At 69.2% G+C, this 26,962-nt stretch carries 19 protein-coding genes and 2 pseudogenes; 11 read left to right on the top strand and 10 right to left on the bottom strand.

Annotated features, from left to right (window positions below):
* Window positions 1–44 precede the first annotated feature (44 nt).
* The 3 genes from HEP74_RS01540 (at window position 45) to HEP74_RS01530 (ending at window position 3,324) form a co-directional block, all read left to right on the top strand.
* Complete coding sequence (locus HEP74_RS01540) at window positions 45–1,667, top strand: SulP family inorganic anion transporter (protein WP_185814892.1); 1,623 nt, start codon at window positions 45–47, stop codon at window positions 1,665–1,667.
* 216 nt (window positions 1,668–1,883) lie between these two features.
* Window positions 1,884–2,387 carry a cupin domain-containing protein gene (locus HEP74_RS01535; RefSeq protein WP_185814891.1) on the top strand — a complete coding sequence of 168 codons (504 nt, stop codon included), beginning with the start codon at window positions 1,884–1,886 and terminating at the stop codon, window positions 2,385–2,387.
* Window positions 2,388–2,508: 121 nt separating this feature from the next.
* Window positions 2,509–3,324 (top strand): DUF2884 family protein, encoded by an 816-nt coding sequence (locus tag HEP74_RS01530; RefSeq protein ID WP_185814890.1) that lies wholly within the window; start codon window positions 2,509–2,511, stop codon window positions 3,322–3,324.
* Window positions 3,325–3,438: 114 nt separating this feature from the next.
* Here the strand turns inward: HEP74_RS01530 and HEP74_RS01525 are convergent, their stop codons facing one another.
* Complete coding sequence (locus tag HEP74_RS01525; protein ID WP_185814889.1) at window positions 3,439–4,626, bottom strand: putative peptide maturation dehydrogenase; 1,188 nt, start codon at window positions 4,624–4,626, stop codon at window positions 3,439–3,441.
* A 104-nt stretch (window positions 4,627–4,730) separates the two neighbouring features.
* Here HEP74_RS01525 and HEP74_RS01520 point away from each other — a divergent pair, with 104 nt between their 5' ends.
* On the top strand, window positions 4,731–5,072 hold the full coding sequence (locus HEP74_RS01520; RefSeq protein WP_185814888.1) for an NHLP-related RiPP peptide: 342 nt from the start codon (window positions 4,731–4,733) through the stop codon (window positions 5,070–5,072).
* Here the strand turns inward: HEP74_RS01520 and HEP74_RS01515 are convergent.
* The 4 genes from HEP74_RS01515 to aceB form a co-directional block, all read right to left on the bottom strand.
* Window positions 5,015–7,651 carry a putative peptide modification system cyclase gene (locus HEP74_RS01515; RefSeq protein WP_185814887.1) on the bottom strand — a complete coding sequence of 879 codons (2,637 nt, stop codon included), beginning with the start codon at window positions 7,649–7,651 and terminating at the stop codon, window positions 5,015–5,017. The two genes, HEP74_RS01520 and HEP74_RS01515, sit on opposite strands and share 58 nt — an antisense overlap.
* A gap of 26 nt (window positions 7,652–7,677) precedes the next feature.
* Window positions 7,678–8,724 carry a GGDEF domain-containing protein gene (locus tag HEP74_RS01510; RefSeq protein WP_185814886.1) on the bottom strand — a complete coding sequence of 349 codons (1,047 nt, stop codon included), beginning with the start codon at window positions 8,722–8,724 and terminating at the stop codon, window positions 7,678–7,680.
* Between the two features lie 295 nt (window positions 8,725–9,019).
* Window positions 9,020–10,315 carry an isocitrate lyase gene (gene aceA / locus HEP74_RS01505; RefSeq protein WP_185814885.1) on the bottom strand — a complete coding sequence of 432 codons (1,296 nt, stop codon included), beginning with the start codon at window positions 10,313–10,315 and terminating at the stop codon, window positions 9,020–9,022.
* A 142-nt stretch (window positions 10,316–10,457) separates the two neighbouring features.
* Window positions 10,458–12,101 (bottom strand): malate synthase A, encoded by a 1,644-nt coding sequence (gene aceB, locus HEP74_RS01500; protein ID WP_185814884.1) that lies wholly within the window; start codon window positions 12,099–12,101, stop codon window positions 10,458–10,460.
* Window positions 12,102–12,209: 108 nt separating this feature from the next.
* On the opposite strand from aceB, the gene HEP74_RS01495 reads away from it, so the two are divergent.
* The 3 genes from HEP74_RS01495 to HEP74_RS01485 all read left to right on the top strand — a co-directional run bounded on the left by HEP74_RS01495 (window position 12,210) and on the right by HEP74_RS01485 (window position 14,477).
* Window positions 12,210–13,178 carry a LysR family transcriptional regulator gene (locus HEP74_RS01495; RefSeq protein ID WP_185814883.1) on the top strand — a complete coding sequence of 323 codons (969 nt, stop codon included), beginning with the start codon at window positions 12,210–12,212 and terminating at the stop codon, window positions 13,176–13,178.
* A gap of 155 nt (window positions 13,179–13,333) precedes the next feature.
* Window positions 13,334–14,056 (top strand): helix-turn-helix domain-containing protein, encoded by a 723-nt coding sequence (locus HEP74_RS01490; protein ID WP_185814882.1) that lies wholly within the window; start codon window positions 13,334–13,336, stop codon window positions 14,054–14,056.
* Window positions 14,057–14,126: 70 nt separating this feature from the next.
* A complete protein-coding gene (locus HEP74_RS01485; RefSeq protein WP_185814881.1) occupies window positions 14,127–14,477 on the top strand; it encodes a VOC family protein in 351 nt (116 codons plus the stop codon).
* Window positions 14,478–14,573: 96 nt separating this feature from the next.
* Here the strand turns inward: HEP74_RS01485 and HEP74_RS01480 are convergent, their stop codons facing one another.
* Window positions 14,574–15,206, bottom strand: a complete 633-nt coding sequence (locus tag HEP74_RS01480) for a TetR/AcrR family transcriptional regulator (protein ID WP_185814880.1) — start codon at window positions 15,204–15,206, stop codon at window positions 14,574–14,576.
* Window positions 15,207–15,333: 127 nt separating this feature from the next.
* Here HEP74_RS01480 and HEP74_RS01475 point away from each other — a divergent pair, with 127 nt between their 5' ends.
* Window positions 15,334–16,374 carry an MBL fold metallo-hydrolase gene (locus HEP74_RS01475; RefSeq protein WP_185816448.1) on the top strand — a complete coding sequence of 347 codons (1,041 nt, stop codon included), beginning with the start codon at window positions 15,334–15,336 and terminating at the stop codon, window positions 16,372–16,374.
* A gap of 111 nt (window positions 16,375–16,485) precedes the next feature.
* Here the strand turns inward: HEP74_RS01475 and lepB are convergent, their stop codons facing one another.
* The 4 genes and pseudogenes from lepB to HEP74_RS21835 form a co-directional block, all read right to left on the bottom strand.
* Window positions 16,486–17,115, bottom strand: coding sequence for a signal peptidase I (lepB, locus tag HEP74_RS01470; RefSeq protein ID WP_185814879.1), 630 nt, complete (start codon window positions 17,113–17,115; stop codon window positions 16,486–16,488).
* A 441-nt stretch (window positions 17,116–17,556) separates the two neighbouring features.
* A pseudogene (gene dcp / locus HEP74_RS01465) lies at window positions 17,557–19,711 on the bottom strand (peptidyl-dipeptidase Dcp).
* A 235-nt stretch (window positions 19,712–19,946) separates the two neighbouring features.
* The gene (locus HEP74_RS21840) at window positions 19,947–20,912 is read right to left on the bottom strand and encodes an isoaspartyl peptidase/L-asparaginase family protein (RefSeq protein WP_255424062.1); all 966 of its coding nucleotides are present in this window, start codon (window positions 20,910–20,912) and stop codon (window positions 19,947–19,949) included.
* A gap of 264 nt (window positions 20,913–21,176) precedes the next feature.
* Window positions 21,177–21,698: pseudogene (locus HEP74_RS21835) on the bottom strand (cyanophycinase); the annotation flags it as partial.
* 349 nt (window positions 21,699–22,047) lie between these two features.
* On the opposite strand from HEP74_RS21835, the gene HEP74_RS01455 reads away from it, so the two are divergent.
* The 3 genes from HEP74_RS01455 to HEP74_RS01445 all read left to right on the top strand — a co-directional run bounded on the left by HEP74_RS01455 (window position 22,048) and on the right by HEP74_RS01445 (window position 26,816).
* Window positions 22,048–22,620 (top strand): RNA polymerase sigma factor, encoded by a 573-nt coding sequence (locus HEP74_RS01455; protein WP_185814877.1) that lies wholly within the window; start codon window positions 22,048–22,050, stop codon window positions 22,618–22,620.
* Window positions 22,601–23,677, top strand: a complete 1,077-nt coding sequence (locus tag HEP74_RS01450) for a FecR family protein (protein WP_185814876.1) — start codon at window positions 22,601–22,603, stop codon at window positions 23,675–23,677. Before HEP74_RS01455 ends, HEP74_RS01450 begins: the two co-directional genes overlap by 20 nt.
* A 100-nt stretch (window positions 23,678–23,777) precedes the next feature.
* Window positions 23,778–26,816, top strand: coding sequence for a TonB-dependent receptor (locus HEP74_RS01445; protein WP_255427845.1), 3,039 nt, complete (start codon window positions 23,778–23,780; stop codon window positions 26,814–26,816).
* The last annotated feature ends 146 nt before the right edge of the window (window positions 26,817–26,962 follow it).

The raw sequence follows: 26,962 nt of genomic DNA, 5'->3' as shown, positions 1-26,962 counted from the left end.
GTAGCGCCGCCCTGCGACGGGCGCGGCGCCAGGAGTGTTTTCTCGTGAATCTTTATCCCCCGCTGCGTCAGCAATGGTTCGGCAACCTCCGTGGCGACGTGCTCGCCGGCCTGGTTGTGGCGCTGGCGTTGATCCCCGAAGCCATCGCCTTCTCCATCATCGCCGGGGTCGATCCCAAGGTCGGGCTGTACGCCTCGTTCTGCATCTGCGTGGTGATCGCCTTCGTCGGCGGCCGGCCGGGCATGATCTCCGCCGCCACCGGCGCGATGGCGCTGCTGATGGTCGGCCTGGTCAAGGACCACGGCCTGCAGTACCTGCTGGCGGCAACGCTGCTGACCGGCGTGCTGCAGATCGGCGCGGGCCTGCTCAAGCTCGGCGCGCTGATGCGCTTCGTGTCGCGCTCGGTGATCACCGGTTTCGTCAACGCCTTGGCGATCCTGATCTTCATGGCGCAGCTGCCGGAACTGATCGGCGTGCCGGCGCTGGTGTATCCGCTGGTGGCGCTGGGCCTGCTGGTGATCTACGGCCTGCCGTGGCTGTCGCAGCGCACCTTTGCCGGACTCGGCCTGTGGCTGCTGTTGCTGGGCGCCGCGTTGACCGCCGGCAGCCTCGATGCGCGTGCGCTGTATGCGGTGGCGGCGATCGGTGCCGCGGCCCTGCTGCTCGGCCATCGCTGGACCCGCACGCTGGCACTGCCGCCGCCGCTGGTGGCGATCGTGCTGCTGACCGGCATGGCGCTGTACTTCGGCATCGCCGTGCCCACCGTCGGCGACAAGGGCCAGTTGCCCGACAGCCTGCCGACGTTCCTGCTGCCGGACGTGCCATGGACGCTGGAGACATTGAAGATCGTGTTCCCGGTGTCGGCGACGATGGCGGTGGTCGGCCTGCTCGAATCGATGATGACCGCGCAGATCGTCGACGACATGACCGACACCCCCAGTGGCAAGAACCGCGAGTGCATCGGCCAGGGCACCGCCAACATCGCCAGCGGGCTGATCGGCGGCATGGCCGGCTGCGCGATGATCGGGCAGTCGGTGATCAACGTGAAATCCGGCGGCCGCGGCCGCCTGTCGGCGCTGGTCGCCGGCAGCGTGCTGCTGATGCTGGTGGTATTCGCCGGCCCGTGGGTGCGGCAGATCCCGATGGCCGCGCTGGTGGCGGTGATGATCATGGTCTCGATCGGCACCTTCAGCTGGCGTTCGCTGGCGCAGCTGCGCACGCATCCGAAGAGTTCCAGCGTGGTGATGCTCGCCACCGTGGCGGTGACCGTGGCCACCCACGACCTGGCGCGCGGCGTGCTGACCGGCGTGCTGCTGTCGGCGCTGTTCTTCGCGCGCAAGGTCGGGCGCATGCTGGACATCGTCAAGACCGAGGACGCCGATGGCGGCCACACCTACCGCATCAGCGGCCAGCTGTTCTTCGCCTCGGCCGGCAGTTTCGCCGCCGCGTTCGACTATGCGCACGCGCCGGCGCGGGTCACCCTCGACCTGTCGCAGGCGCACCTGTGGGACATCAGCGCCATCGGCGCGCTGGACAAGGTGGTGCTGAAGTTCCGCCGCCATGGCGCGCAGGTGCAGGTGATCGGACTGAACGCCGCCAGCGCCGCCATGGTCGGGGATCTGGGCACGCACCATCGTGCCGACGCAGGGCCGGCACCCTTGCATTGAAGTGAATAGCGGCAACGCAGGCGATACCGCCTGCGCTCGCTGCCGTGTCGCAGTTCAGCGGATGGCTTCGGTGCCCGTGTCGGCCTATGCACGCGCAAATGCACCGCGACGATGCCGCCGCATCGCGCCATGACGCCACGACCACGCGGCCTGGCTAGCATGCTCCGCAACGGCGGCCGCCCGCTGTCCGCCGCACCATGCCGCGAGGATTCGCCGATGCACCTGGAACACTGGCTGCCGCCGCAAGACTGGGTCCCCAACCATCCGTTCCTGCCGGTCCTGCTGTACCGCCAGGCCGACCGCGATGGCGGTGCCGCCGGCTTCGAACGTCGCTTCGCCGCCCATGGCTGGCCGCCGCAATGGCGCGATGGCATCTACGATTACCACCACTACCATTCAACTGCCCACGAGGTGCTCGGTGTGGTCAGCGGCAGCGCGCGGCTGGTCATCGGTGGCCCAGGCGGCCCCGAAACCGCGCTGGCGGCCGGCGACGCCTTGCTGCTGCCGGCCGGCACCGGCCATTGCTGCATCGATTCCAGCAGCGACTTCCTGGTGGTCGGTGCCTATCCCGCCGGGCAGGACTGGGACATCTGCCGGCAGGCGCCCAGCGCCGAAACGATCCAGCGCATCGCCCAGTTGCCGTTCCCGCCCAGCGATCCCGTCGCCGGTCCGCAAGGCCCCCTTCTCCAGCACTGGAAAATGCCTGAGGGCCGGGGCTAGACCCGCGCGGGCCTGCCGGCGCACCGCGCTGCGGGCATGACTTCCCGCACCCTGACTTCCCGCAGACGACACGGCACGGCCCAGCACCCATGCTGCTGCCATCGTCAAAGGAACCGTCGCCATGCGCCTGCTGCTTTCCGTATGCACCCTCTCCCTGCTCGGTGCCGCCGCCAGTGCCAGCGCCGGGCCGCAGTTCTCCTCGCAGCAATGCGGCTTTTCCACGCCCTACGACGTCATCGTCGACCGCACCGGCGTCGCCCTGACGCGCAGCGCCGGCACGCCGAAGACCGTGTTCCTGCATGACGGCCGCCTGCAGGTGGACGGCGTCGCGCAGCCGCTCAGCAATGCCGACGCCCAGCGCGTGCGGCAGATGGAACAGGGCGCGCAGGCACTGATGCCCGAAGTGGCCGGCATCGCCCGCGAAGTGGTGGGCATCACCTTCGACGCCTTCGGCGGCGTGGTCGAAGCGATCACCGGCAGCCGCAGCAAGGCGCGCAAAATCGAGCGGCACCGCGACGCCGCCCTCGCCCACCTCGAGCGCACCCTCGGCAAAGGCCAATGGCAGAAGGAACCGTTCGACAAGGCGTTCGAAGCCGACGTCAGCGCCGCCGCCGAGGAAATGGCCGGCGCGCTGACCAGCGGGGTGATGTTCGCGGTGTTCACCGGCCGCGCCGACGACATCGAGAAACGCACCGACGCGATGCAGAAGGACATGGATCGGCGCATGGACGCGCGCGGCAAGGCGCTGGAAGCCAGGGCCAACGCGCTCTGCGTGCAGGTCGCCGCGCTCGATGCGTTGGAGCAGCAACTGGACTACCGGCTGCCTGGCGGCAAGCGTTTGGACCTGCTCGAACATAGCGACAAGCCAGCCAAACCGGCCGCACCCGACGAGGCGGCTATGGCCGCAACGGCAGCGGCGCACAGCCAGGCGCACTGAGCGCAGGCAGCGGTCAGCTGCGGGCGGCACCGCAGCTGCAGTGGCGCAGCACCAGTGCCGCGGCCATGCTCGCTGGCGCTGACGGGAAGCGCCTCACGCCACTACGCGCGCTCGTCAGGGCGATGGAGAGTCGCTGGCCTGCCATACCGCGCCGGCCGGATCGAACTCCGCCGTGGTCAACGCCGGCGCCCGCCAACCGAAACCGCACACCACCAGCGGCCCTTCGCGCAACGGGTCCATGCCGAATGCCTGCTCGATATCCACTTCGTTGATCGCCGAGGTCACGAACGCGCCCCACTGCGCCTGCGTCGCGCACAGGTAAAGCAATTGCGACAGGTGTCCGATATCCAGCAGCAACGCCCTGTAGGCCTTGGGATGGTGGCGATACTTCCAGTAAATGCGCGCGTAACGCGGCGCCATCACCACCAGTACCGGCGCGTCGGCGAACCAATGCTGACCGGCGACGGCGGTACGTGCCAACACGTCCAGGGCGACATCCGCGGCAGGCAACGGCTCCAGAGCATGGTCGACCGGGTGGTAGTGGTACAGGCCCGGGGCCAGCCCCTCGACGCGCTGCACGATCAGATAGGCCTCGGTGGCATGCAAGCCGCCGGCGGAAGGCGCGTTCTTCTTCAGAAATGCAGCGACACCGTCGGCCTCGACCCTGGCGCGTGCTGCGAACACCCGCTGCATCAGCTGCGAGAACGCAGCCAGCGGCAAGGGCCGCGCGGTATCGAAATTGCGGCAGGTGGCGCGCCGCGCGAGCAGCGCATCGAAGTCATCCTCCTGCTGGCGCGGCAACGGCAGGCGCATGGCGGCCGCAACGCGCTCGCCCACTTCCGCAGGCGGCGGGCCGAGCTTCTCGCACAGACCGGCGGCCGTGGTCAGTCCATTGGCCTCCATCGCCACGACGCTGTCGCTGCCTTGCCAGCGCCCGAAGCGGTGCGCCAGTGCGGCCGGCCCCCACCAGTAGGTTTCGCGCATGGCCGCGTCGCGCTCGGCGAAGCCAGCGCGCGCCGTGTCGTCGTCGCTCAATAGCAGGCCGACCTCGAGCAGGCGCGTGCTGGCGGCGGCGCAATCCGGCGGCAATGCCTGCGCCTCGATCCAATCGCCCGCACTGAGCGTGCCCAGCAGTTCCCGCTCCAACGCATCGACCTCCACCTCCTGATCCAGATGCGGTGCCAGCGCGACCCATTGCCGTTCGCGCTTGAGGCCATTGCCTCCTGCCAACAGCGAGGCCATATCGAAGCGGCTGACCTCGCGCGGCTCGAGGAACAGATGAAAACAGCGGCGCACGCGCATGCGGAAAGACCTATTCAGTTGGTAGGCGATTATGCCGATAGATATAGTGGTTGCGCCTTACGCGTCGCGCCGAACATCACCCTTCCCTGCGAGATGACACTCCTATGAATACCGCTCCCCACGATCCGTTGCCTGCCGACATCGCCGACCGCCTGCTGGAGCTGCTCAGCACCGACGACGCTTTCCGCACCAGCTTCCAGGAAAATCCGGTCGCCGCTCTCGCCAGTCTCGGCTACAAGCCGGCCGACCACGCCCTGGCCGCTGACCCGACGCCGCCCACGCAGGGCGCGCCGTTCTTCTGCATGACCACGCAGGAACTGGCGTCAAAGGAAGAAATCGCCAAGGCGCGCAAGGAGCTGGTCAGCCACCTGACGGTGGACGGCAACCATCACGTCATTTTCGCTTTCGAAGCCGGCAAGGTCGCCTCGACCGTCTGTCTCAAGTAAGCCGGCATCGTGGCCCTGGGCCATACGGCGAACAGCGCTTCGATCCGCCGCTGCGCATCCGGGACCCTGTCCATCTCCGACAGGGTTTGCGCCGCCCAACGTGCGGCCAGGCGCGTATCGGCGACATTCAACGTCTGCAGCGACTGCGATACCGAGGCTTCGCCATAGGCGAGGCCTCGGTGTTCGCCGATCCAATCCGCCTGCGCCAGCGCCTGCCGATGCTTCCCGGCCGCCTGCAAGGTGAGATACAGCGCCACCCGCGACTGCAGCAGATCGTCATCGCGCGGTGCCAGCAACGCCAGTGCCTGCGCGTACTCGCCGCGCAAGCGGTGCTGACCCGCCTGCACGACCCGCAGCAACTTGCCCAGTGCCGGATCCGCCGATGTCTGCGCCCATGGACCTGCCACCTTCAGCGCGCGCGCCGACAGCGCGTCGTCGCCCAGCCGCTGCGCCAGATAGGCGGAGGCGAGAATGAGCGCAGCGCGATCGGCCGCGTACGGCTCGCCCGGAAGCGCCCGCTCCTGCATCTGCAGTTGGACGTTCTGCCATTGCCGCAGTCGCGGCAACACCTTGCCGGACGGCAGCGTCAACGCCTGGACCGACAACTGCACGAAGCCGAACTGGGCCTGGGTGAAGTCGTTGGCCGAGCGACTGGCATTGATCGCATCGCCGAGTTCGGCAGCGACCTCGTCCCATTTGCCCTGGTCCACCTTCAGCGCGATCAGGTCCAGGCGCGGCACCATGTCGTCGTTCGCATAGTCGCTCTTGGGAATGGCGCGCAGCCGCGCCTCGGCCTCGACATAATTGCCCTGCAGCGCCAGCACATTGGCCAGGCGCCGACCGGGTCCGCTCTTGTCCTGGAGCGCGATCTGGGTGAACTGGGCCTTGGCCTGCTCCAACTTTCCCTGCACCAGATAGACGCGGCCAATGTCGTCGGTGGCGATCGACCGATACGGATCCTGCGAGGTGTCGGCGGCGACCGCATGCGGCAATGCGTCGGCGAACCGATTGGCCTGGAACAGATGCCAGAACGCATTACCGTGTGCGGCGAAGCTGTCGGGATACAAGCGCACCAACTGCTGCCATCCTCCCAGAGCGGCCGGACTGTCCTTGAGTTCGTCCGCCCATGCCGCAAGGTAGAGCCGGTCGCGCGCCGGCAGGCGCGATGCGTATTCCTGTGCCTTCTGCAGATACGGCACCGCCGCAGCGCGATCCGAGGTCGCTGCAAGCACACGGGCGATGCCTAGGTAGGCCAGCGCGAACTGCGGATCAAGCTCGATCGCCACGCGGAAATTCTGTTCCGCTTGCTTCCAATTGCCCTTCCCCGTCGCCTCCATGCCCAATGCGTAGGAACGTAACGCATCCAGATTGGACGTGGTGACCTGCGGCAACGGCTTGGATGCCTGCTCGACCGATTGGATCGCTTCGCCGAGCTGGTGCCGCAACTGGCCACTGACCGTGTCCACCGACGCTAGCACCGACTCAAGCCCGCGTCCGGTCTGCGATTCGGTATGCACGGTCGCCTGCGTCGCCGGGTCGACCAATTCCACGGTGACGCGGATGCGGCCGCCCACTTCGGCGACGGTCGGCAGAATTACCGCGCGCGCGCCATCGCGCAGCGCGATCTCCGAGGCGACCGCGCGGTCGATCTTGCTGTCCGGGCTACGCTTCATCCGGCCCAGGGTGTCGCGCACCTTGAGGTCGCTGAGCAGGTTGACGTAGCGAGACTGCTCCAGGCTGATCCGGAACGCCTGGTCGAGCGAGGCGTCGAGCGTCGCGTTGCCAGTGAGGTTGCGCAGGTCACCGACCACGATCCAGTCGCGCTCGGCGAATGCGATGGCCGGCTCCGGACGACCGAAGAACAGCAACGCGGCGACCGCCCCCAGGGTCAGCGTCGCCTCCGCTACCAGCGCCGCCGGCCGCCGCCACAGCGGGATGTCCCGCCACGCCTTCGGCGTCGGCTTCGGCGCGCGCAGCGGGGTGTTGCCGATCTCGCCGACTTCGTAGATCTCCTGCGCCGTCGGCACGCCCTTGAAGCGCCAACGGCCGTGCGATTTCCACAGCAGGCGTTCGCCGCGCTCGCCCAGTTCGCGCGCGGCGCGGTGGGTCAGCGACTCGGCCACCGCCGACAGCAGGATCTGCCCGGGCCGGGCCAGGGTCATCAGCCGCGCCGCGGTCGGCTTGGCCAGGCCCTCCACTTCCAGCGGCTTGGCGCCGACCTGCACCGCGGCATCGCTGTTGCGCCAGGTCAGCACCTCGCCGACGTGCAGGCCGGCGCGCACTTTCAGTACCAGTTTGCGCTGCTTGCCCAGCTCGTGCAGGCCGCGGCTGTAGTCCAGGGCGAACCCGAGGCCGTCGATCGGCCGTTCGAACAGCAGCAGCAGGCCGTCGGAACGGTCGATCAGGCGTCCGCGCCAGCGCTGCTGCAGTTCCAGCACCAGATGATCATGCAGCTTGAACAGTTCGGCGGCCTTGGCGTCGCCCAGCCGCTCCACCAGCGCCATCGAATCGCACAGGTCGGTCAGCAGCAGCGTCCGCAGTTGCGGGGCGTCGGGCTGCGGCTGATGGGCGTCGTTCATGGGCAGCTCGAGGGTTGTTGATGGGCTCAGCGCGAGCCGGAGGCGAGGTCGTGCCAATACAAGCGATTGCCGCCGAGGCGCTTGGCCTCGTACAGCGCGGCGTCGGCGTTGGCGTACCAATCGTTCCAATCGGATTGCGGATCGACCCGGCTGATGCCGATGCTGACCGGGCAGATGTGCGGCAGCGGGTGCGGCACGCCGAGCAGGTTCTGCACGGTGGCGATCACGAACTCGCCGATGCGGCGCAGATCGTCCGCGTTGCCGGTGGACACCAGCAGGCAGAATTCGTCGCCGCCGAGGCGGCAGGCGATGTCGTCCTGGCCGGCGACGGAGCGCAGGATGTTGGCGACGTTCTGCAGCACGCGGTCGCCGACCAGATGGCCATGCTCGTCGTTGATGCGCTTGAAACGGTCGCAGTCGATCAGCAGCAGGCCGGGGCCAGGCGAGCGGCCGTCGCGGCGGCATTCCTGGAGGCGCAGGATCAGGCCGCGGCGGTTGTGCAGGCCGGTCAGTTCGTCGGTGCGCACCAGTTCTTCGGTCTGGGTGAGCTGGTGGGTGGTGGCGTACAGATTGTCCAGCGCCGCTTCCAGGTCGTGGTTGCGGCGGCGCAGCTGGCGGATCAGGGTCTGCTCGTTCATCACCACGCGCATGATGGTGCGGCGCAGGAAGTAGGCGACCAGGCCCGGATCGCGCTCCACCAGGCGCTGGAAGTCGTCGTGGTCCAGTTCCACCAGCACGCCGTCGCTGGCGGCGATGGCGTCGGCGCTGCGCATGTGGTTGCCGATCAACAGGCCGAGCTCGCCGAAGAATTCGCCGTGTCCGAGATGCTTGACGACCAGGTCCTCGCCGAAATCCAGGTCGATCACGCCGCTGTTGATCACGAACATGGCGCTGCCGCCGTCGCCGCGCCGGAACAGCACGTCGCCGGCGCGCACCGTGCGCGAACGGCCGAACTCGGAGAACAGGCGCAGCTCCGCGGCAGTCAGCACCGTCAGCTCATTGGGCTTGGGAGCGACCACAGCAACCGTCGGAATTGTCTCGCGTGCATTGGACGCGGCGCTGTCGCAGCTCATCCAGCCCCCCTACTGCTCTTGGCGTCGCCCGCCATCTTGCGCAAAGCATAGCACCTGAACGAATCTCCGCTGATGCGATCACAGCCAATCTCGCAAGGGCGGAGACCGAGAAAGGGCCAGGAATCAGGCCTTGTCGGTCCAGCGGTACGGCGTCGCCGCACCCGGCCCTGTCGCAACTCGTAGACACCGTGCCGCCGCCGGCACAGGCGCTCCCGCACACGCAAAAAAAAGCCCGGGCGAACCCGGGCTCTCCCCTCCCATGGGGATCGGCAAGCAATGGACGCCTGGCTGCAGGTCAGGCGGCCTTTTCGCCGTGGAACTGCTCTTCTTCCGTCGAGCCCTTCAGTGCGGTGGTGGAGGACTGGCCCTGCTGGATCGCCTGGGTCACCGCGTCGAAGTAGCCGGTGCCGACCTCGCGTTGGTGCTTGACCGCGGTGAAGCCGCGATCGGCGGCGGCGAACTCGGCTTCCTGCAACTCGACGAAGGCGCTCATCTGTCGGCGCGCATAGCCGTGCGCCAGATTGAACATCGAGTAGTTCAGCGCATGGAAGCCGGCCAGGGTGATGAATTGGAACTTGTAGCCGTAGCGGGCGATCTCTTTCTGGAACGTGGCGATGGTCGCGTCGTCCAGGTTCTTCTTCCAGTTGAAGCTCGGCGAGCAGTTGTAGGCCAGCAGCTTGCCCGGGAACTTGGCGTGAATCGCCTCGGCGAACTGGCGCGCGAACTCCAGGTCCGGCTTGCCGGTCTCGCACCAGATCAGGTCGGCATACGGGGCGTAAGCCAGGCCGCGGCTGATCGCCTGGTCCAGGCCCTTGTTGGTCTTGAAGAAGCCCTCGACGGTGCGCTCGCCGGTGGTGAACGGGCGGTCGTTGGGATCGATGTCGCTGGTCACCAGGTCGGCGGCCTCGGCGTCGGTGCGCGCGACCAGCAGCGTCGGCACGCCCAGCACGTCGGCGGCCAGGCGCGCGGCGTTGAGCTTCTCGATCGCCTCGCGGGTCGGCACCAGCACCTTGCCGCCCATATGTCCGCACTTCTTCACCGACGCCAGTTGGTCCTCGAAGTGCACGCCGGCCGCGCCGGCCTCGATCATCGCCTTCATCAGTTCGAAGGCGTTGAGCACGCCGCCGAAACCGGCCTCGGCATCGGCCACGATCGGCTGCAGGAAGTCGATCTCGTCCTTGCCCTCGGCGTGGTGCAGCTGGTCGGCGCGCAGCAGCGTGTTGTTGATGCGCTTGACCACCGCCGGCACCGAATCGGCCGGATACAGTGACTGGTCCGGGTACATCTGCCCGGCCAGGTTGGCGTCGGCGGCGACCTGCCAGCCGGACAGGTAGATCGCATTGAGCCCAGCCTTGACCTGCTGCATCGCCTGGTTGCCGGTCAGCGCGCCCAGCGCGTTGACGAAGTCCTTTTCGTGCAGGTACTTCCACAGCTTCTCGGCACCGAGCCGGGCCAGCGAATGCTCCACGTGCACGGTGCCGCGCAGGCGCACCACGTCGGCGGCGGTGTAGTTGCGGGCGATCCCGGCCCAGCGCGGATCGGTGTCCCAGGCGTGCTGGATCTGTTCGGCGGTCTGCAACGTGGTGCTCATCTTGCGTTCTCCTCGGAATGGATACGGCGATGAAACGGTGGAGCGGTGTTTCGGACGAAAAGCATGGAAGGCACGGAAGAGTCAGGCGCAGGAATGTCGCTTTCACGATTCCCCATTCCCGATTCCCCACTCCCAGCTCCAATCACTCGATCATCTGGTAGGCCGGCAACGTCAGGAATTCGGCCAAGTCCTCGCTGCGGGTCAGCGTGTCCAACAGCGCGATGGCGTCGTCCAGGCGGTTGCCGCCGGGCAGCAGCGCGCGTTCGCCCAGGCGTGCCGGCAGCTGGCGCATGCAGGCGTCGAACAGCGCGAAGTCGATCGCGGTGCCGTCGTCCAGGTGCAGGCCGCCCACGTGCAGCCACTGCCATAGCTGGCTGCGGCTGATCTCGGCGGTGGCCGCGTCTTCCATCAGGTGGTGGATCGGCACGCAGCCGTTGCCGTCCAGCCACGCCGCCAGATAGCGCACGCACACTTCGATGTTGCCTTCGAAGCCGGCGCGGGTGATCGTGCCGGTGGACGGCGCGATCAGCGTGTCGCGGTCGGCCTGCACGTCCTCGCGGCGCACGTCGTGCTGGTTCGGCGCGCGCATGTGCTCGTCGAAGATGGCGCGGGCGATCGGGATCAGCGCCGGATGCGCGACCCAGGTGCCGTCGTGGCCGGCGGTGACTTCGCGCAGCTTGTCCGCGCGCACCCGCGCCATCGCCTGCTCGTTGGCCGCCTCGTCGTGGCCGATCGGGATCTGCGCGGCCATGCCGCCCATCGCATGCGCGCCGCGGCGGTGGCAGGTGCGGATCAGCAGTTCCGAATACGCCTTCAGGAACGGCTGGGTCATGGTCACCTGGCCGCGCTCGGGCAGCACCCGGTCGGGGTGGCGGCGGAAGGTCTTCAGGTAGGAAAAGATGTAGTCCCAGCGGCCGCAGTTCAGGCCGACGATGCGCTCGCGCAGCGCATGCAGGATCTCGTCCATCTCGAACACCGCCGGCAGCGTCTCGATCAGCACGGTGACCTTGATCTGGCCCTGCGGCAGGCCCAGCATCGCCTCGATGTGCGACAGCGCGGCTTCCCACAGCGCGGCCTCTTCCATCGATTGCAGCTTGGGCAGGTACAGGTACGGACCGCGGTCCTTGGCCAGCAGCGCGCGGCCGTTGTGGAAGGCGAACAGCGCCGCGTCGAACAGGCCGCCGGCCAGCGGCTGGCCGTCGACCAGCACATGCTTCTCGTCCAGGTGCCAGCCGCGCGGGCGCACGATCAGCACCGCCTGCTCCTCAAAGGGCTTGAGCGCGTAGCGCTTGCCCGCGCTGCCGTCGCGCGCCGGCGGCGCGCTGAAGCTCAGCGTGCCGGCCACCGCCTCGGCCAGCGCGCGCTGCCCGGCGACCAGGTTGCGCCAGGTCGGCGCGGTCGAGTCCTCGAAGTCGGCCATGTACACCTTGGCGCCGGAGTTCAGCGCGTTGATGACCATCTTCGGATCGGTCGGGCCGGTGATCTCGACGCGGCGGTCCTGCAGCGCGGCCGGCAGCGGCGCCACGCGCCAGTCGCCGGCGCGGATCGCCTGGGTATCGGCACGGAAGTCCGGCAGGCCGCCACCATCGAAATAGGCCTGGCGCTCGCGGCGCGCCGCCAGCCGCGCCTGGCGCTCGGGTTCGATCGCCCGGTGCAGCGACACCAGCAAGGCCAACGCCGCCGGCGGCAACAGGGCGTCCTGGCCGGCCAGCGAGGCGGTCAGGGTGATGCCGGGGGTGGAGCGCTCGGCGGACGGGGATGAAGCGGCGAAGGCGGCGGCGGACATGGTGGGGTTCCTCGATGTTTCCGGGATGTCACCGTGCTTCCGCAGCAAGTATTTGACAATACAGTTTTATCAATGCATTAAATAAGCACACCTTATAGTTGTCACATCATGGCCACGCGCGGCACCGCAACCCCGCGTTTTCCTTACAAATCCGACCGGCTGAAGCCGCTGCGCGCGTTCTGCCAGACGGTGCGCCTGGGCTCGGTCTCACGGGCGGCCGAGGCGCTGTTCGTCAGCCAGCCGGCGGTGACCCTGCAATTGCAGGCGCTGGAGCGCGAACTGGGCGTGGTGCTGCTGGAGCGCAGCGGACGACGCCTGATCCCCAGCCGCGAGGGCCAGTTGCTGTACGAAATGGCGCAGCCGCTGGTGGAAAGCCTGGACCGGCTGGAGGCCGATTTCCGCGAGAAGGCGCGCGGGCTGGATGCCGGCGAACTGAACATCGCCGCCAACAGCTCCACCATCCTGTACCTGCTGCCGAAGATCGTGGAGAACTTCCGCGCGCGCCACCCGGACGTGCGCCTGACCCTGCACAACGCGATCAGCGCCGACGGCACCGAGTTGCTGCGCGAGGACGCAGTGGACCTGGCGGTCGGCTCGATGCTCGACGTGCCGGCCGACCTCAGCTATGCGCCGGTGTACCGTTTCGAACAACTGCTGATCGCCCCGCGCGACCACCCGCTGGCGAACACGCCCAAGCTGACCCTGCACGACCTGTCGCCGTATCCGCTGATCCTGCCGCCCAAGCGCCAGGTGACCTACCGCCTGGTCGACCTGGTGTTCCAGCAGGCGCGGGTGCCGTACACCGTGGCGCTGGAAGTGGGCGGCTGGGAGGTGATCAAGCAGTACGTGGCGATGGGCATGGGCATCTCCATCGTCAGCTCGATCTGCGTCACCGAGGCCGACCGTGGAAAGCTGGCCACGCGCTCGCTGAGCGACTATTTCCCGTCGCGCAGCTACGGCGTGGTGGTGCGCAAGGGCAAGTTCCTGTCGCCGCAGGCACGCGCCTTCATCGAACTGATCCAGCCGGACCTGTTCACCCCGCGCGGCTACGACGAGAGCGGGCCGTCGGAGCGCTGAGGCGCCGTGGCCCGGCGAACCGGCCGCTTCGCGCGCCGCGCCGGGTGGCCGCAGGCCGTCCGGTTGCGCTGGCAGGCTCGCGGCGGCGCCGGACCCAGGACATGCCGGCTGCTTGCTAAGGTGAAGCCGCACATCGCCCACCCACCGCCACAGCCTTGAATCCCTCCTCCCGCTACGCCGAAATCGCCCCGCCGCCAGCCTTGCGCGATCGCCTGCGCTGCAGCTGGCGCTTTCGCCAGGGCGATGCCGATCCGCTGCCAACGCAGGTCCTGCCGGATGGCTGCGTGGACCTGATCTGGGACGGACGCGCTCTGTTCGTGGCCGGACCGGACCACGAAGCCAACGTCGCGACGCTGGCGCCGGGCAGCTTACTGAGCGGGGTGCGCCTGGCGGCAGGCGCGGGCGCGAGCCTGCTCGGCGTGCCGCTGCATGCCATCGCCGACCAACGCGTCGCGCTGGAGGCGTTGTGGGACGGCCGCGGTCGCGACTGGCAAACACGGCTCGAAGACAGCACCGAACCGCTGACGTTGCTGCATGCGCTATGCGCCAGCCGTCCACTCGTGGCGGACCGGCCGATGGCCTGGGTGTTCGCGCAACTGGCCGGCGACGATGCGCCGCGCATGGCCGAACTCACGCGCAGCCTCGGCATCAGCGAACGCACGCTGCGGCGCCGCTGCCAGGATGCATTCGGCTACGGCGCCAAGACCCTGGAACGCATCCTGCGCCTGCAGCGCTTCCTGCGTATCGCCTCCGGTCACGCCACGCTGACCGCGGCCGCGCTGCAAGCCGGTTACGGCGATGCCCCGCACCTGGTCCGCGACAGCCGCCAGCTGACCGGCCTCAGCCCGCGCGACCTGGTGCAACGACACGCGCGCTGAGCTGGCCGTTTTCGCCAAGCCGGCAGCGGCGCGGCGATGGATACTGGCCGCCCTTTCCACGGAGCCCGCCATGAGCCGCGCCGACCAGCAGCACCGCATCGACTACCTGGAATTCGCCGTCGCCTCGATCGCCGCGGCCAAGGCCTTCTACGGCCAGGCTTTCGACTGGACCTTCCAGGACTACGGCCCGGACTACTGCGAATTCCGCGACGGCCGCCTCACCGGCGGCTTCTTCCACGGCACCGCGCAGCCCGGCGGCGCGCTGGTGGTGCTGTACTCCAACGACCTGGCCGACACCCAGGCGCGCATCGAAGCCGCCAGCGGCCGCATCGTCCGCCCGGTCTTCGAATTCCCCGGCGGCCGCCGCTTCCATTTCGCCGATCGCGACGGCTATGAGTTGGCGGTGTGGTCGGAGGGGTGAGGGCTGGGGACGACTGCGGCGCAGAGGCCGCTGTACGTCTGCGGCACTGCCGCCTATAGGCAACCGCGTACTGGCGCAATGGCGCGCCGCACGCACTCAGCCGCGCGCGTAATGCCGCAAGAACATATCCGCCGCCGACTCCGCCACCTGCGCCTGCTGCGCGGCGTTCAACGCGGGCTGGCCCATGGCGATCTGCGGCCAGAACGCGAAGCCCTTGACCAGGCCTTGCAGCTGCTGCGAGGCGAACTCCGGATCCAGCGGCTGCAGGCGGCCGTCGGCCAGGGCCGCGCGGATCCAGACCGTGGTGCCCTCTTCCTTGCTGCCCAGTTGCGCGATCAGTTCGCGGGCGCGCTCGGGCGAGTGCACGCCCTGGGCGATGGCCACGCGCGACAGGTCGATGAAGGCCGGGTCGTCGAGCAGCCGCAGCTTCTGCTGCAGCAGTTGCAGCAGTTGCTCGCGCAACGGCCGGTCGGCGCGATACGGCACGTCGAGCGTGTCCGCGCTGCGCTGCCACAGCCGGCGCAGGATCTCGGCGAACAGCGCGTCCTTGCTCGGGAAGTGGTTGTAGACGGTGCGCTTGGACACGCCGGCGCTGGCGGCAACGCGGTCCATGCTGGTGGCGTCGAAGCCCTGGCTGCGGAACTCGGCGATCGCCGCCTCCAGGATGGCCTGGCGCTTGCGCTCGGTCAGGCGCACCGGGGCCGGTGCGGGATCAGATGAACTGGACATGTGGACATTTTACACCGGGCGGTTTACTTTCTTCCTAAGGAAACTACACTGTGTAGTGTAATTTTCATGCCACACCCCTCCCTCCACATCCTTCTGGAACACCGCCGTGCTCGCCTCCGCCCGCCAGATGCCCCGCTGTTCGCCGTCCCCGCACGCGGCCTCGCCGCAGTTCCGCGATGGACGTTTCCGCAATGCGGCGCCCACCGCGACCAGTGCGCTGGGCTTCTTCCCGACCCTGCGCCTGATGTGGGACTTCCTGTTCAACAAGCCGGCGCACACGGTACCTTCGCTGCCGCTGCCGGTGCTGCCGCTGAGCCGCGCGCAGCTGCTGGCCGCGCCGGACCACAGCCTGTTCCGGCTCGGCCACTCCACGGTGCTGATGAAGTTGCACGGCGGTTTCTGGCTGACCGATCCGGTGTTCTCCGAGCGCGCCTCGCCGTTCGCGTTCGCCGGCCCCAAGCGCTTCCATGCGCCGCCGATCGCGCTGGACGAGCTGCCGCCGATCGCCGGGGTGATCCTGTCGCACAACCACTACGACCACCTGGACCGCGCCACCATTCGCCGCCTGGCCGACCGGGTCGGCGTGTTCGTGACGCCGCTGGGCGTGGGCGACCTGCTGCTGCGCTGGGGCGTGGACCCGGCCAAGGTGCGGCAGCTGGACTGGTGGCAATCGACCACGGTGGACGGAGTGACGCTGACCGCGACGCCGTCGCAGCATTTCTCTGGCCGCGGGCTGTTCGACAGCGGCCGCGCGCTGTGGTGCTCGTGGGCGATCCAGGACCACGCGCTGAAGATCTTCTTCAGCGGCGACAGCGGCTACTTCGACGGCTTCAAGGCGATCGGCCAGCGGCTGGGTCCGTTCGACCTGACCTTGATGGAAACCGGTGCCTACGACGCGCAATGGCCGCACGTGCACATGCAGCCCGAGCAGAGCCTGCAGGCGCACCTGGACGTGCGCGGACGCACCATGCTGCCGATCCATAACGGCACCTTCGATCTGGCCCTGCATGCCTGGCACGAACCGTTCGAGCGCATCGTCGCGTTGGCGGTCGCGGCCGGCGTGACGCTGGCGACGCCGCGCATGGGCGAGCGCGTGGACCTGACCGCGCCGGTTGCCGGCGACCGCTGGTGGCGCACGTTGGGCGCGGTTCCTGCGGCCGCGCGTTGAAGCGCTGAAGCAGCAACGTTGCCAATGCCGGCGCGGTCCGCGACCTGCGCCGGCACATCCTTCGGAGACTGCACGCGCTGGCCGCATGACGCGACCGACACGCGCATGGCATTACAGGCGCAGCCACTCCAGGCCTTCGCCACGGCGGTAGTACACCGCCAGCGCCTTGCCGTAGACGCTGTCGGCATCGACGAAACCGAAGTAACGGCCGTCCAGGCTGTTGCCGCGATGGTCGCCGACCGCCAGCAGCTTGCCGGGCGGCACGCGCACGTCGTACAGGTCAGGGCCGCCGCCGGCGTCCAGATCCAGGTGCGCGATGCGTTCGCCGAACCGTTCCTCGTCGCCGGCGCTGCCGATCCGCAGCGGCTGGCCGTTGATCGACAGGTGGCCGTCGCGCAGGTCGACGCGGTCGCCGGCCACCGCTACCACGCGCTTGATCAGGCGGGTGCCGTCGCGCGGCGAATCGAACACCGCCACGTCGCCGCGCTGCGGATGGCCGCGTTCGAGCAGGCGCCATTCGGTGAACGGCGCACGCAGCCCGTAGGCGCTCATGTCCACGGCAACGCGGTCTCCGGGTTGCAGGGTCGGCTGCATTGAGCCGCTCGGGACTACGTAGTGGTTGGCGAACGAGGAACGCGCGGCGGTCAGCAACAGCAGCATGACCGCGATCGGCAGCAGTTCCTTGCGCGTCCAGCGCGCGGCGCGGTGCAGGCGGGAGTCTTGTGGGTCGGTCGAGGTCATGGGACACCTGGGGAATTGGGAAGGAGCACAGCGCGGCACTGCGATTGCGACAGTGCGCGCGTCGCCGCACGGGTACCAGTGACGGAAGGCATGGGGCGGCGCTTGCGCCGTCGGGAGGCGGGCGCGGATGGGTTCACGGCTGCGCAGGCGGTCGGGGCTGAAGTCCCTCCTGCAGTGCGCCCAGCCGGCTGTGCATGCTCTCCAATGTGGGGAGCGGCGCTAGGTCGCCTCGACTATCGGTGTGGCAGTAGTCGGTCGGCGCTCAGTGGTCGGCTTCGGAAGCCATGGCGCTCGAAACGAGTGTGCGCACGGTTTAGGAGACTGTCGGGGCTGAAGCCCCTTCTACAGGGTTACCGCGGCCATTTCGCGGCTGCCACAACGAAGAACGGGATGGCCGTTGGGCCATCCCGTTCTCGATCACCGCTGGCGGCGAGGTGCGACTCAGTTCTTCAGACCGCGGTTTTCCAGCAGCGGTTCGACGCTGGGATCCTTGCCGCGGAAATCGCGGTACAGGGTGGCCAGGTCGACGGTGTTGCCGCGCGAGAGGATCTTGGCACGGAAGATATCGCCGTTCTTGCGCGACAGGCCGCCGTTCTCCTTGAACCATTCGAACGCGTCGTCGTCGAGCACTTCCGACCAGAAGTAGGCGTAGTAGCCGGCCGAGTAGCCGCCGCCCCAGATGTGGTCGAAATAGGTGGTGCGGTAACGCGGCGGCACTTCGGCCACGTCCACCTTGAACTTCTTCAGCGCGTCGGCCTCGAACTTGTCCACGTCCTGCAGCGGGGCGTCGGCCGGCTGGGTGTGCCAGGCCAGGTCGAGCAGCGCCGCCGACAGGTATTCGGTGGTCGCGTAGCCCTGGTTGAAGGTGCGCGCCTTCTTGATCTTCTCCACCAGCTCGGCCGGCATCGCCGCGCCGGTCTGGTAGTGCTTGGCGTAGTGCGCGAACACCTTCGGATCCGAGGCCCAGTGCTCGTTGAACTGCGACGGGAACTCGACGAAGTCGCGCGAGGTCGCGGTGCCGGCGATCGACGGGTACTTCACCTTGGAGAACATGCCGTGCAGCGCGTGGCCGAACTCGTGGAACATGGTGGTGACGTCGTCGAAGCTGAGCAGCGCCGGCTGGCCGGGTGCGGGCTTGGTGAAGTTGCAGACGTTGTAGACCACCGGCTTGGCGCCGGTGAGGCCGTCCTGCTCGACGAACACGTCCATCCACGCGCCGCCGGACTTGCTGTCGCGCTTGTAGTAGTCGGTGTAGAACAGCGCCATCGAGGTGCCGTCCTGGTCGAACACTTCGTACACCTTCATGTCCGGGTTGTAGGTCGGAATGTCGGTGCGTTCCTTGAAGGTGATGCCGTACAGCTCGGTGGCGGCGTAGAACACGCCGTTCTTGAGCACGTTGTCCAGCTCGAAGTACGGCTTGATCTGCGACTCGTCCAGGTCGTACTTGGCCTTGCGCACCTGCTCGGCGTAGAAGTCCCAATCGGACGCGGCGAGCTTGAAGCCGCCCTTCTGCGCATCGATCACCTTCTGCATCTCGGCGACTTCGCTGCGTGCCTTGGCGGTGGCCGCCGGCACGGTGTCGGTGAGCAGCTTCAGCGCCGCGGCCGGGGTCTTGGCCATCTGGTCGCCCAGGCTGTAGGCCGCGTAGCTCTCGAAGCCGAGCAGCTTGGCCTTCTGCGCGCGCAGCTGGGCCAGGCGCTGGATGGTCTGGCGGGTGTCGTTGGCGTCGCCCTTCTCGGCGCGCGACTGCGAGGCGGCCATCACCTGGGTGCGCAGCTCGCGGTCTTTCAGCGACGCCAGCACCGGCTGCTGGGTGGTGTTCTGCAACGCGAGCAGGTACTTGCCGTCGAGCTTGCGCGCGGTGGCGTCCTGCGCGGCCGAGGCGATGTCGCCTTCGGACAGGCCGTCGAGCTTGGCCTTGTCGTCCACCACCACCGCACCGGCGGCGGTGGCCGCGACCAGCTTGGTGTGGAACTGCGTGGCCAGCGTGGTTTCCTCGACGTTGAGCTTGCGCAGCGTCGCCTTGTCGGCATCGGACAGCTGCGCGCCAGAACGCACGAACTCTTCGTAGTCGCGCTCGACCAGGCGCTTCTGCTCCGGCTCCAGGTTCAGCGTGTCGCGCTGGTCGTAGATCGCCTTGATCCGCGCGAACAGCTTCGGGTCCAGGCTGATCTCGTCCTGGTGCTCGGCCATCTTCGGCGCCACCGCTTCCTGGATCTTCTGGCGTTCGTCGTTGGTGTCGGCCTGGACCAGGCCGAAGAAGATGCGCTGGACCCGGTTCAGGGTCTCGCCGCTGCGTTCCATCGCCTCGATGGTGTTGGCGAAGGTGGCCGGCTCGGCGTTGTCGGCGATCTTGCGGATCTCGGCCAGGTGCTGCTTCATGCCCTCTTCGAACGCGGGCTGGTAGTCGGCGTCCTTGATCTTGTCGAACGGCGGCGCCTGGAACGGCAGCGTGCTGGCGCTCAACAGCGGATTGGCGGCGGCGGGAGCGGGGACTGCGAAGCGGCGGGGGCGGCGGGCACGGGGTGGACTCCTTACCGGAACAGGCGGCCAGCGCCAAGCTGATGGCGGCGGCCAGAACGACAGTACGCGACATGGGGTGGAACTCCTGACAGGGACATGGTGGCGGGGCAGCCGCGCACGCTACGCGGTTTGTGCGGGGGCGGCATGTGCCATTGGATCTGGGGGTGGCGGGCGCAGCGCCGAACGCCTTGGCGCAGCGGCCGGGGCAGGCGCTTTGCGGGCAGATCCTGTCGCGGCTGAAGCCGCTCCTACAGTGCACCGGCCTTGTAGGAGCGGCTTCAGCCGCGACAGGAACTTGCTCAAGCCGGTTACGGCGCCCCAGGCAGCGGCAGCGCCTCGTCCTTGAAGATGGCCACGTGCGGCACGCCGTCGGCGCCGATCCAGCCGCGGTACATGCCTTCGGTGTTGAACGGGAAGGCGACGCTGCCGTCGGCGCCCAACGCGATCGCGCCGCCGTCGCCGCCGGCCTTGGGGATCTGCTGGTCGATCACCGCCTCGGCCGCCTGCGCCAGGCTCTGCCCGGCGTACTTGACCCGCGCGCAGATGTCGTAGGCCGCCACCGCGCGGATGTAGAACTCGCCCCAGCCGGTGCCGGACACCGCGCAGCGGCTGTCGGCGTAGGTGCCGGCGCCGATGATCGGCGAGTCGCCGATGCGGCCGTAGCGCTTGTTGGTCATGCCGCCGGTGGAGGTGCCGGCGGCCAGCCGGCCCTGCGTGTCCAGCGCCAGCGCGCCGACCGTGCCGAAGTGCTTGGCGGTCTCCAGGTCGGCGTGCGCCTGCTTGTTGGCTTCTTCCTTCAGCGCCTGCTGCAGCTGCTTCCAGCGCTTGTCGGTGCGGAAGTAGGACGGATCGACCAGGGTCACCCCGTGCTGGCGCGCGAACACCTCGGCGCCGTCGCCGACCAGCATCACGTGCTCGGACTGGTCCATCACCGCGCGCGCCAGCTGGATCGGGTTCCTCACCCGGTGCACCCCGGCCACCGCGCCGGCCTTGCCGCTGGCGCCGTCCATGATCGCCGCGTCCAGTTCGTTGCGGCCGTCGTGGGTGAACACCGCGCCCTTGCCGGCGTTGAACTGCGGCGAGTCCTCCAGCACCGCGATCGCCGCGGCGACCGCGTCCACCGCCGGCTTGCCCTGCGCCAGCAACGCCTGTCCGGTGCGCAGGGCGGTTTCCATCGCCGCGCGCGCCTGCGCCAGGTCGGCAGCGCTGCTGCTGGCGCGCTCGACCCCGGCGCCGCCGTGGATCACCAGGGTGGTGGCGGGAATCTCGCGCATCTGCCCGTTGCGCACCGCGTAGTAGCGGTGGAACACCGGCGCATCGACCCGGCCTTCGGGCAGGTGCAGGGTCGAGCCGGGGCCGACGCCGACGGTCTCGATGCGCGCGGCCTGCAGCGGCTTCCCGGCCGGCGTGGGCGGCTGCAACGGGCCGGCGACCACGGTGGCACCGGCCTGCGGATCGGTGGCATAGACCCGCGCGCTGCCGTCGCCCTCCACCGCCAGCGCCGCGCTCTCGTCCACGCCCAGGCCGATCAGCGGCTGTCCGGCCGGGGCCAGCGTCGCCGCCTTGGCGCGGAACGCGAACAGCCGGCCGAGCCGGTCGCGTTCCTTGAAGTGGGTGTCGGTGATGACCCGCTTGAGCAGGTCCAGGTGCAGGAAGTCGGTCTCGATGGTGGTGGCCGGCCCCAGCGGATCGGCCATCGCCGGCGCGCTGGTCAGGCTGCCGCCGTCCATCGCCCCGTACAGGTACTCGCCGAGCATGGCCAGGCCGGCGCTGGTGCCGCCGAGCGGCTTGCCGGCGCGCACGTGCGCGTCCAGCGCGGCCGCCACCGGCGTGCCCTTCCAGTAGCGCACGTAGCGCGACTGGTCGCCGCCGGCGATGAAGATGCCGTCGGCGCGGGCCAGGCTGCGCAGCAGCACCGGATCGCTGGAGGCGCCGCGGCCGCTGAACACGAACGTCTCCACCGAGGCCACGCCGCCGACGTCGCGATAGAACTCCTCGGCCACTTCGTTGCCTTGCGAGGCGCGCAGCACCACCACGTGACCATGCCCGGCCTTGGCCATGAACCAGCGCAGCGCGTCGTAGTTGCGGTCGCCGCCGCCCATCAGCAGCAAGCCGGGCGCGACCGGGCCGGGCGTAGGCAGGGCCGGGTCGCCGACCAGGTACTGGCGGTAATCGCGCGCGGCGGCGGGCGCGGCCAGGCACAGGCCCAGCAACGCCACCATCCAGGGCCGGAACGTGCCGACGAAACGGGTCATGCGGATCTCCTCGAGGGGCGGACGGGAACCGCACGGGCGGTTCGTTGCAGACAGGGGACGAACGGCGGCGCGGTTTCCCCCCTCGTCGTTGTACCGGTTCGCGGCGCCGCGCGGGCGCTGCCACGCGGGCGGACGATCGGCTACTGTGGGATGCATGCCCGCCTCCCTCGACGATTGGTTCGTCCACGAGATCCTCGTCCACGAGCAGGCGCTGAGCGGTTACCTGCGGCGCTGCTGGCCGCAGCGCGACGAATGGCACGACCTGCGCCAGGAAATCTACGTGCGCGTCTACGAGGCCGCCGGCAAGGCGCGGCCGAGCCTGCCCAAGTCGTTCCTGTTCGCCACCGCGCGGCACCTGATGAGCGACCGGCGGCGGCGCAGCCGGGTGGTGTCGATCGAGGCAGTGGGTGATTTGGAGTCGCTGCACGTCCTGGTAGACGAGCTGTCGCCGGAACGCTGGTGCGGCGGGCGGCAGGTACTGGGGCGGCTGGCGGCCGCCTTCGACCGCCTGCCCGACCGCTGCCGCAGCGTGATCTGGCTGCGGCGGGTCGAGGAACTGTCGCAACGGGAGGTGGCCGTGCGTCTGGGCATCAGCGAGAAGACCGTGGAAAAGCACGTGGCCAAGGGCATGCGCCTGCTGGCCGATCATTTTCATGGCGACGACGGCGCGCGAGCGCCCGCGGCGCCGCGGCGGGCACGGGCGCAGGATGGACAGCAGGCGGATTGAGCTGCGCGCGGCGGCGTGGCTGGCACGCTGCGACCGTGGCGACTGGACGCCGCAGCAGCAGGCGCGACTGGAGGCGTGGCTGGCGGCGGCCACGGCGCACCGGGTGGCGTTCCTGCGCCTGCGCGCGGCCTGGCAGGAGAGCGGGCGGCTGCAGGCGCTGGGCGCGGGCCAGCGCGACGGCGGCATTCCGCCACGCGGCAGCTGGCGCGGGCTGGCGGCTGGCGACGGCGCGGCCAGCGCCAGCGCCAGCGCGGCGGCGGCCGCCGCATCCGCCGCACCGACCGACTTGGGCCGGTTGCGCTTCGCGCCGCGCCCGCCGCCACGCACGCGCCGGCGCTGGCCGCTGGCGCTGGCCGCGACGCTGCTGCTCGGCGCGGTGCTGGGCCTGGCCTGGCGCCAGTCCGCAGCGCCGCCGGCGGTCGCCTACGCCAGCGCCACCGGCAGCCTGCGCCCGCTGGCCTTGGCCGACGGCTCGCACGCGACGCTGAGCAGCGACAGCCGCATCGACGTGGCCCTGTCGCGCGCGCAGCGGCATATCGACCTGCAGCGCGGCGAGGCGTTCTTCGAAGTGAGCAAGGATCCGGCGCGGCCGTTCGTGGTCGCCAGCGGCGCGCGCCGGGTGATCGCGGTGGGCACGCGCTTCGCGGTGCGCCGCGACGCCGACGCGCTGCGCGTGGTGGTCACCGAGGGCACGGTACGGCTGGAATCGGCGGCGAACCCGCAGGCGCCGCCGACCCTGCTGCTGGCCGGCAGCATCGCCCTGGCCGGCCCGCACGGAGTGCTGGTGCGCCGGGTCACGCTGGCCGAGGCCGAACGCGCGCTGGACTGGCGCAACGGCTACCTGACCTTCGACGACACCCCGCTGCAGGCGGCGGTGGCCGAGTTCAACCGCTACAACACGGTCAAGCTGCAGGTGGCCGACGCCGATGCCGGCGCGCTGCGCGTCGGCGGCAATTTCCGCTGGTCCAACACCGAGGCGTTCGTGCGCCTGCTCGAGCAGGGCTTCCCGATCCGCGCCGAGCGCCGCGGCGACCGGGTGCTGTTGCACAGCCGCTGAGCGCGGTCGGGATGGGGGGATTTGCGCAGCTCGTTCGTCCTGTCTAGCGGGGGCGTGGCCTTGCGCCTGGTTTAGGGGAGAAAACTCGATGCGATATCCGATGCGTGTCCTGCTGCTGAGCATGGCCTGCGCGACCGCCTGCGCGGCGCAGGCGCAATCCGCTGCCGACGGCCAAGCCGCCGGCACCCAGCTGAACATTCCCGCCGGCCCGCTGCGCGCGGCGCTGGAGGCGCTGGCGCGGCAATCCGGCGCGCAGCTGATCTACCGCGCCGACCAGCTCGACGGCGCGCGCAGCGCCGGCGCGCACGGCCAACTGGACACCGCGCAGGCGCTGCAACGCGTGCTGCAGGGCAGCGGCTTCATCGCCCAGCGCGATGCCTCCGGCGCCTGGCTGGTGCGGCGCCAGGGCCCGGCCCCGGCGCCGCGCGCGCAACCGGTGCGCGCCGCGCTGCCGGCCGCCGCGCCCGCCGAACCGATCGCCGACTTGCAGACGTTACAGGTCACCGGCTCGCGCATTCCGCGCGCGCAGCTGGAAGGGCCGGCGCCAATCAGCGTGATCAGCGCCGAGCAGATCAAGGCCAACGGCTTCACCTCGGTGCCGGACGTGCTGCGCGCGATGACCCAGAACGGCGGCGAGACGCAGAGCCCGCAGTCGGCCAGCGGCGCCGACTTCTCGCCCGGCGCGCAGCAGGTGGACCTGCGCGGGCTCGGCCCCAACCACACCCTGGTGCTGGTCAACGGCCGCCGCATCGCCGACTTCCCGATGCCGTTCAAGGGCCGCAGCAACTTCACCGACATCTCCAACATCCCGCTGGGCATGATCGACCGCATCGAGATCCTGACCGGCAGCGCCTCGGCGATCTACGGCTCGGACGCGATCTCCGGCGTGGTCAACTTCATCCTCAAGAAGCATGCCGACGGCACCACCCTGGACTACCGCTTCGGCGACACCAGCGGCGGCGGCGGCGACAGCTTCAACCTGAGCGTCAGCAGCGGTTTCTCGCGCGGCGCATTCGATGCGGTGTTCGGCGCCGAAGCGGTGACCCAGAATCCGCTGTGGGCCTACCAGCGCAGCCGCCAGGACAGCACCCTGGACGGCCCGACCGAGCGTTCGCAGGTGCCGCGCCGCACCTTCCTGCGCACCGACTACGACGACAACTACCTGGATCCGGGCGCGGCCACCTGCGAGGCGCTGTCCGGCCTCAACCGCGGCAGCACCGGCTACGCCTCGCGCCCGGGCTACGGCGAGTTCTGCGGCAGCAGCGCGGCGATCGGCTACGGCACCATCGGCAACAAGCGCCGCGGCATCAACGCCTACGCCTCGCTGAGCTATGCCTTTGATGGCGGCACCGAGTGGTTCGCCGACCTGCAGCTCGGCTACCACGAGCTGTCGCTGTTCCGCGACGTGACCCAGTGGGGCTACATGGCCCCGGACGGCAACGAGGAAGGCTATTTCTACAACCAGGCCAGCGACCAGATCGAGGCCTGGGGCCGCCAGTTCAGTCCCGAGGAAATGGGCGGACTCAACGCCGGCACCATCCGCACCCGGCAGAAGACCTTCAGCCTGACCACCGGCTTCAAGGGCAAGCTGGCCAGCGACTGGGACTACGAGGCCAGCCTCAGCCATTCGCAGTACCAGGCCACGATCAGCTGGCCGCAGATCGTCGCCGAGCGCGCCAACGCGCTGTTCCTCGGCCCGCAGCTGGGCGTGGACGAAGATTCCGGCCTGCCGATCTTCAATGCCGACCCGCAGCGCCTGTACACGCCGCTGACCCGCGACGAATACGACAGCATCGCCCAGCGCAGCGTCTACCAGCCGCGCTCGCGCACCGACACCGCCGCCTTCACCGTGACCAATCCCAGCCTGTTCGCGCTGCCCGGCGGCGACGCCGGGCTGTCGGCCACCGCCGAGTTCGGCAACCAGGGCTACGACCTGCGCCCGGATCCGCTGGCCACCCAGTACTACTACTACAGCTGGAAGGACTCCGACGGCCACGGCAGCCGCAACCGCTGGGCACTGGCCAGCGAGCTGCGCCTGCCGGTGCTGTCGACGCTGGCGCTGAGCCTGGCCGGACGCTACGACCAGTACCGCTTCTCCGGCCGTACCCTGGGCAAGTTCACCTACAGCGGCGGGCTGGAATGGCGGCCGCTGGACACGCTGCTGCTGCGCAGCTCCTACGGCACCGCGTTCCGCGCGCCGGACCTGCACTACATCTACGCCGGCGCCGGCAACGACGAGACCTCCGGAGTGGACTACTACCGCTGCGCCAGCGAAGAACCCGGGGTGGCGATCGAGGACTGCAGTTACAACGACGAGGCGATCATCCGCGGCCGCAGCGGCAACCGCAAACTGGATCCGGAGACCAGCACCTCGTGGACCGCCGGCGTCGTCTGGTCGCCGCGTCCGGAGCTGGACGTGTCGGTGGACTACTTCGACATCGACATGCGCAACCAGGTGCAGGACCTGCGCGTGGACCAGGTGCTGCGCGACGAATCCGAATGCCGGCTCGGCAACCTGGATGCGGCCTCGACCACCTGCCAGCAGGCGCTGGCGCGGGTCACCCGCAGCGCCGACGGCGACCTGTACGGGGTCTACGTCAACCCGATCAACATCGCCCGCGAAAGCACCAGCGGCATCGACCTGAGCACCCATTACCGGCTGGACAGCGGGATCGGCACCTTCCGCTTCAGCGGCAGCTACACCTGGGTGCGCCGCCACGACATCCAGGTCTACGCCGGCGAAGCGATGGTGGACGAATTCGCGGTCAACAGCGGCTACGACATCCCGCGCAGCAAGGCCAGCGCCAGCGTGTCGTGGGAACGCAAGGCGTGGTCGGCGACGCTGCACGGCGAGCGCCTGGGGCGCCTGCCCAGTTCCGATTCCTACGATCAGGTCTACGACCCGGACAGCGGCGACAGCCCGTGGATCGGCGCCACCTACCGCTACAACGCCTCGGTGCAGTACCGCATCGGCGACCATGCGCAGTTGTCGCTGGCGGTGACCAACCTGTTCGACAAGATGCCGCCGCGCGACCGCACCTACACGTCGTATCCGTACTACGACGTGTCCTGGTTCGACACCGTGGGCCGCAGCCTGTATTTGCAGTACACGCACAAGTTCGGTGGCAGCGCGTTGTAAGGCCACCGCTACTGGCGCGTTCTTCGACTGTTCGCAGGTCGGCGCGATCTTGTAGGAGCGGCTTCAGCCGCGACAGGATGCTACCGGTAACGCCCGGTCGCGGCTGAAGCCGCTCCTACAGGAACCGCATTCGCATCGAGGTGCCG

The organism is Xanthomonas sp. SS, from assembly GCF_014236835.1.
Lineage (GTDB): Bacteria > Pseudomonadota > Gammaproteobacteria > Xanthomonadales > Xanthomonadaceae > Xanthomonas_A.
Note: the sequence above shows the minus strand (reverse complement) of the source record. Positions and strands in the feature narration are given on the sequence as shown.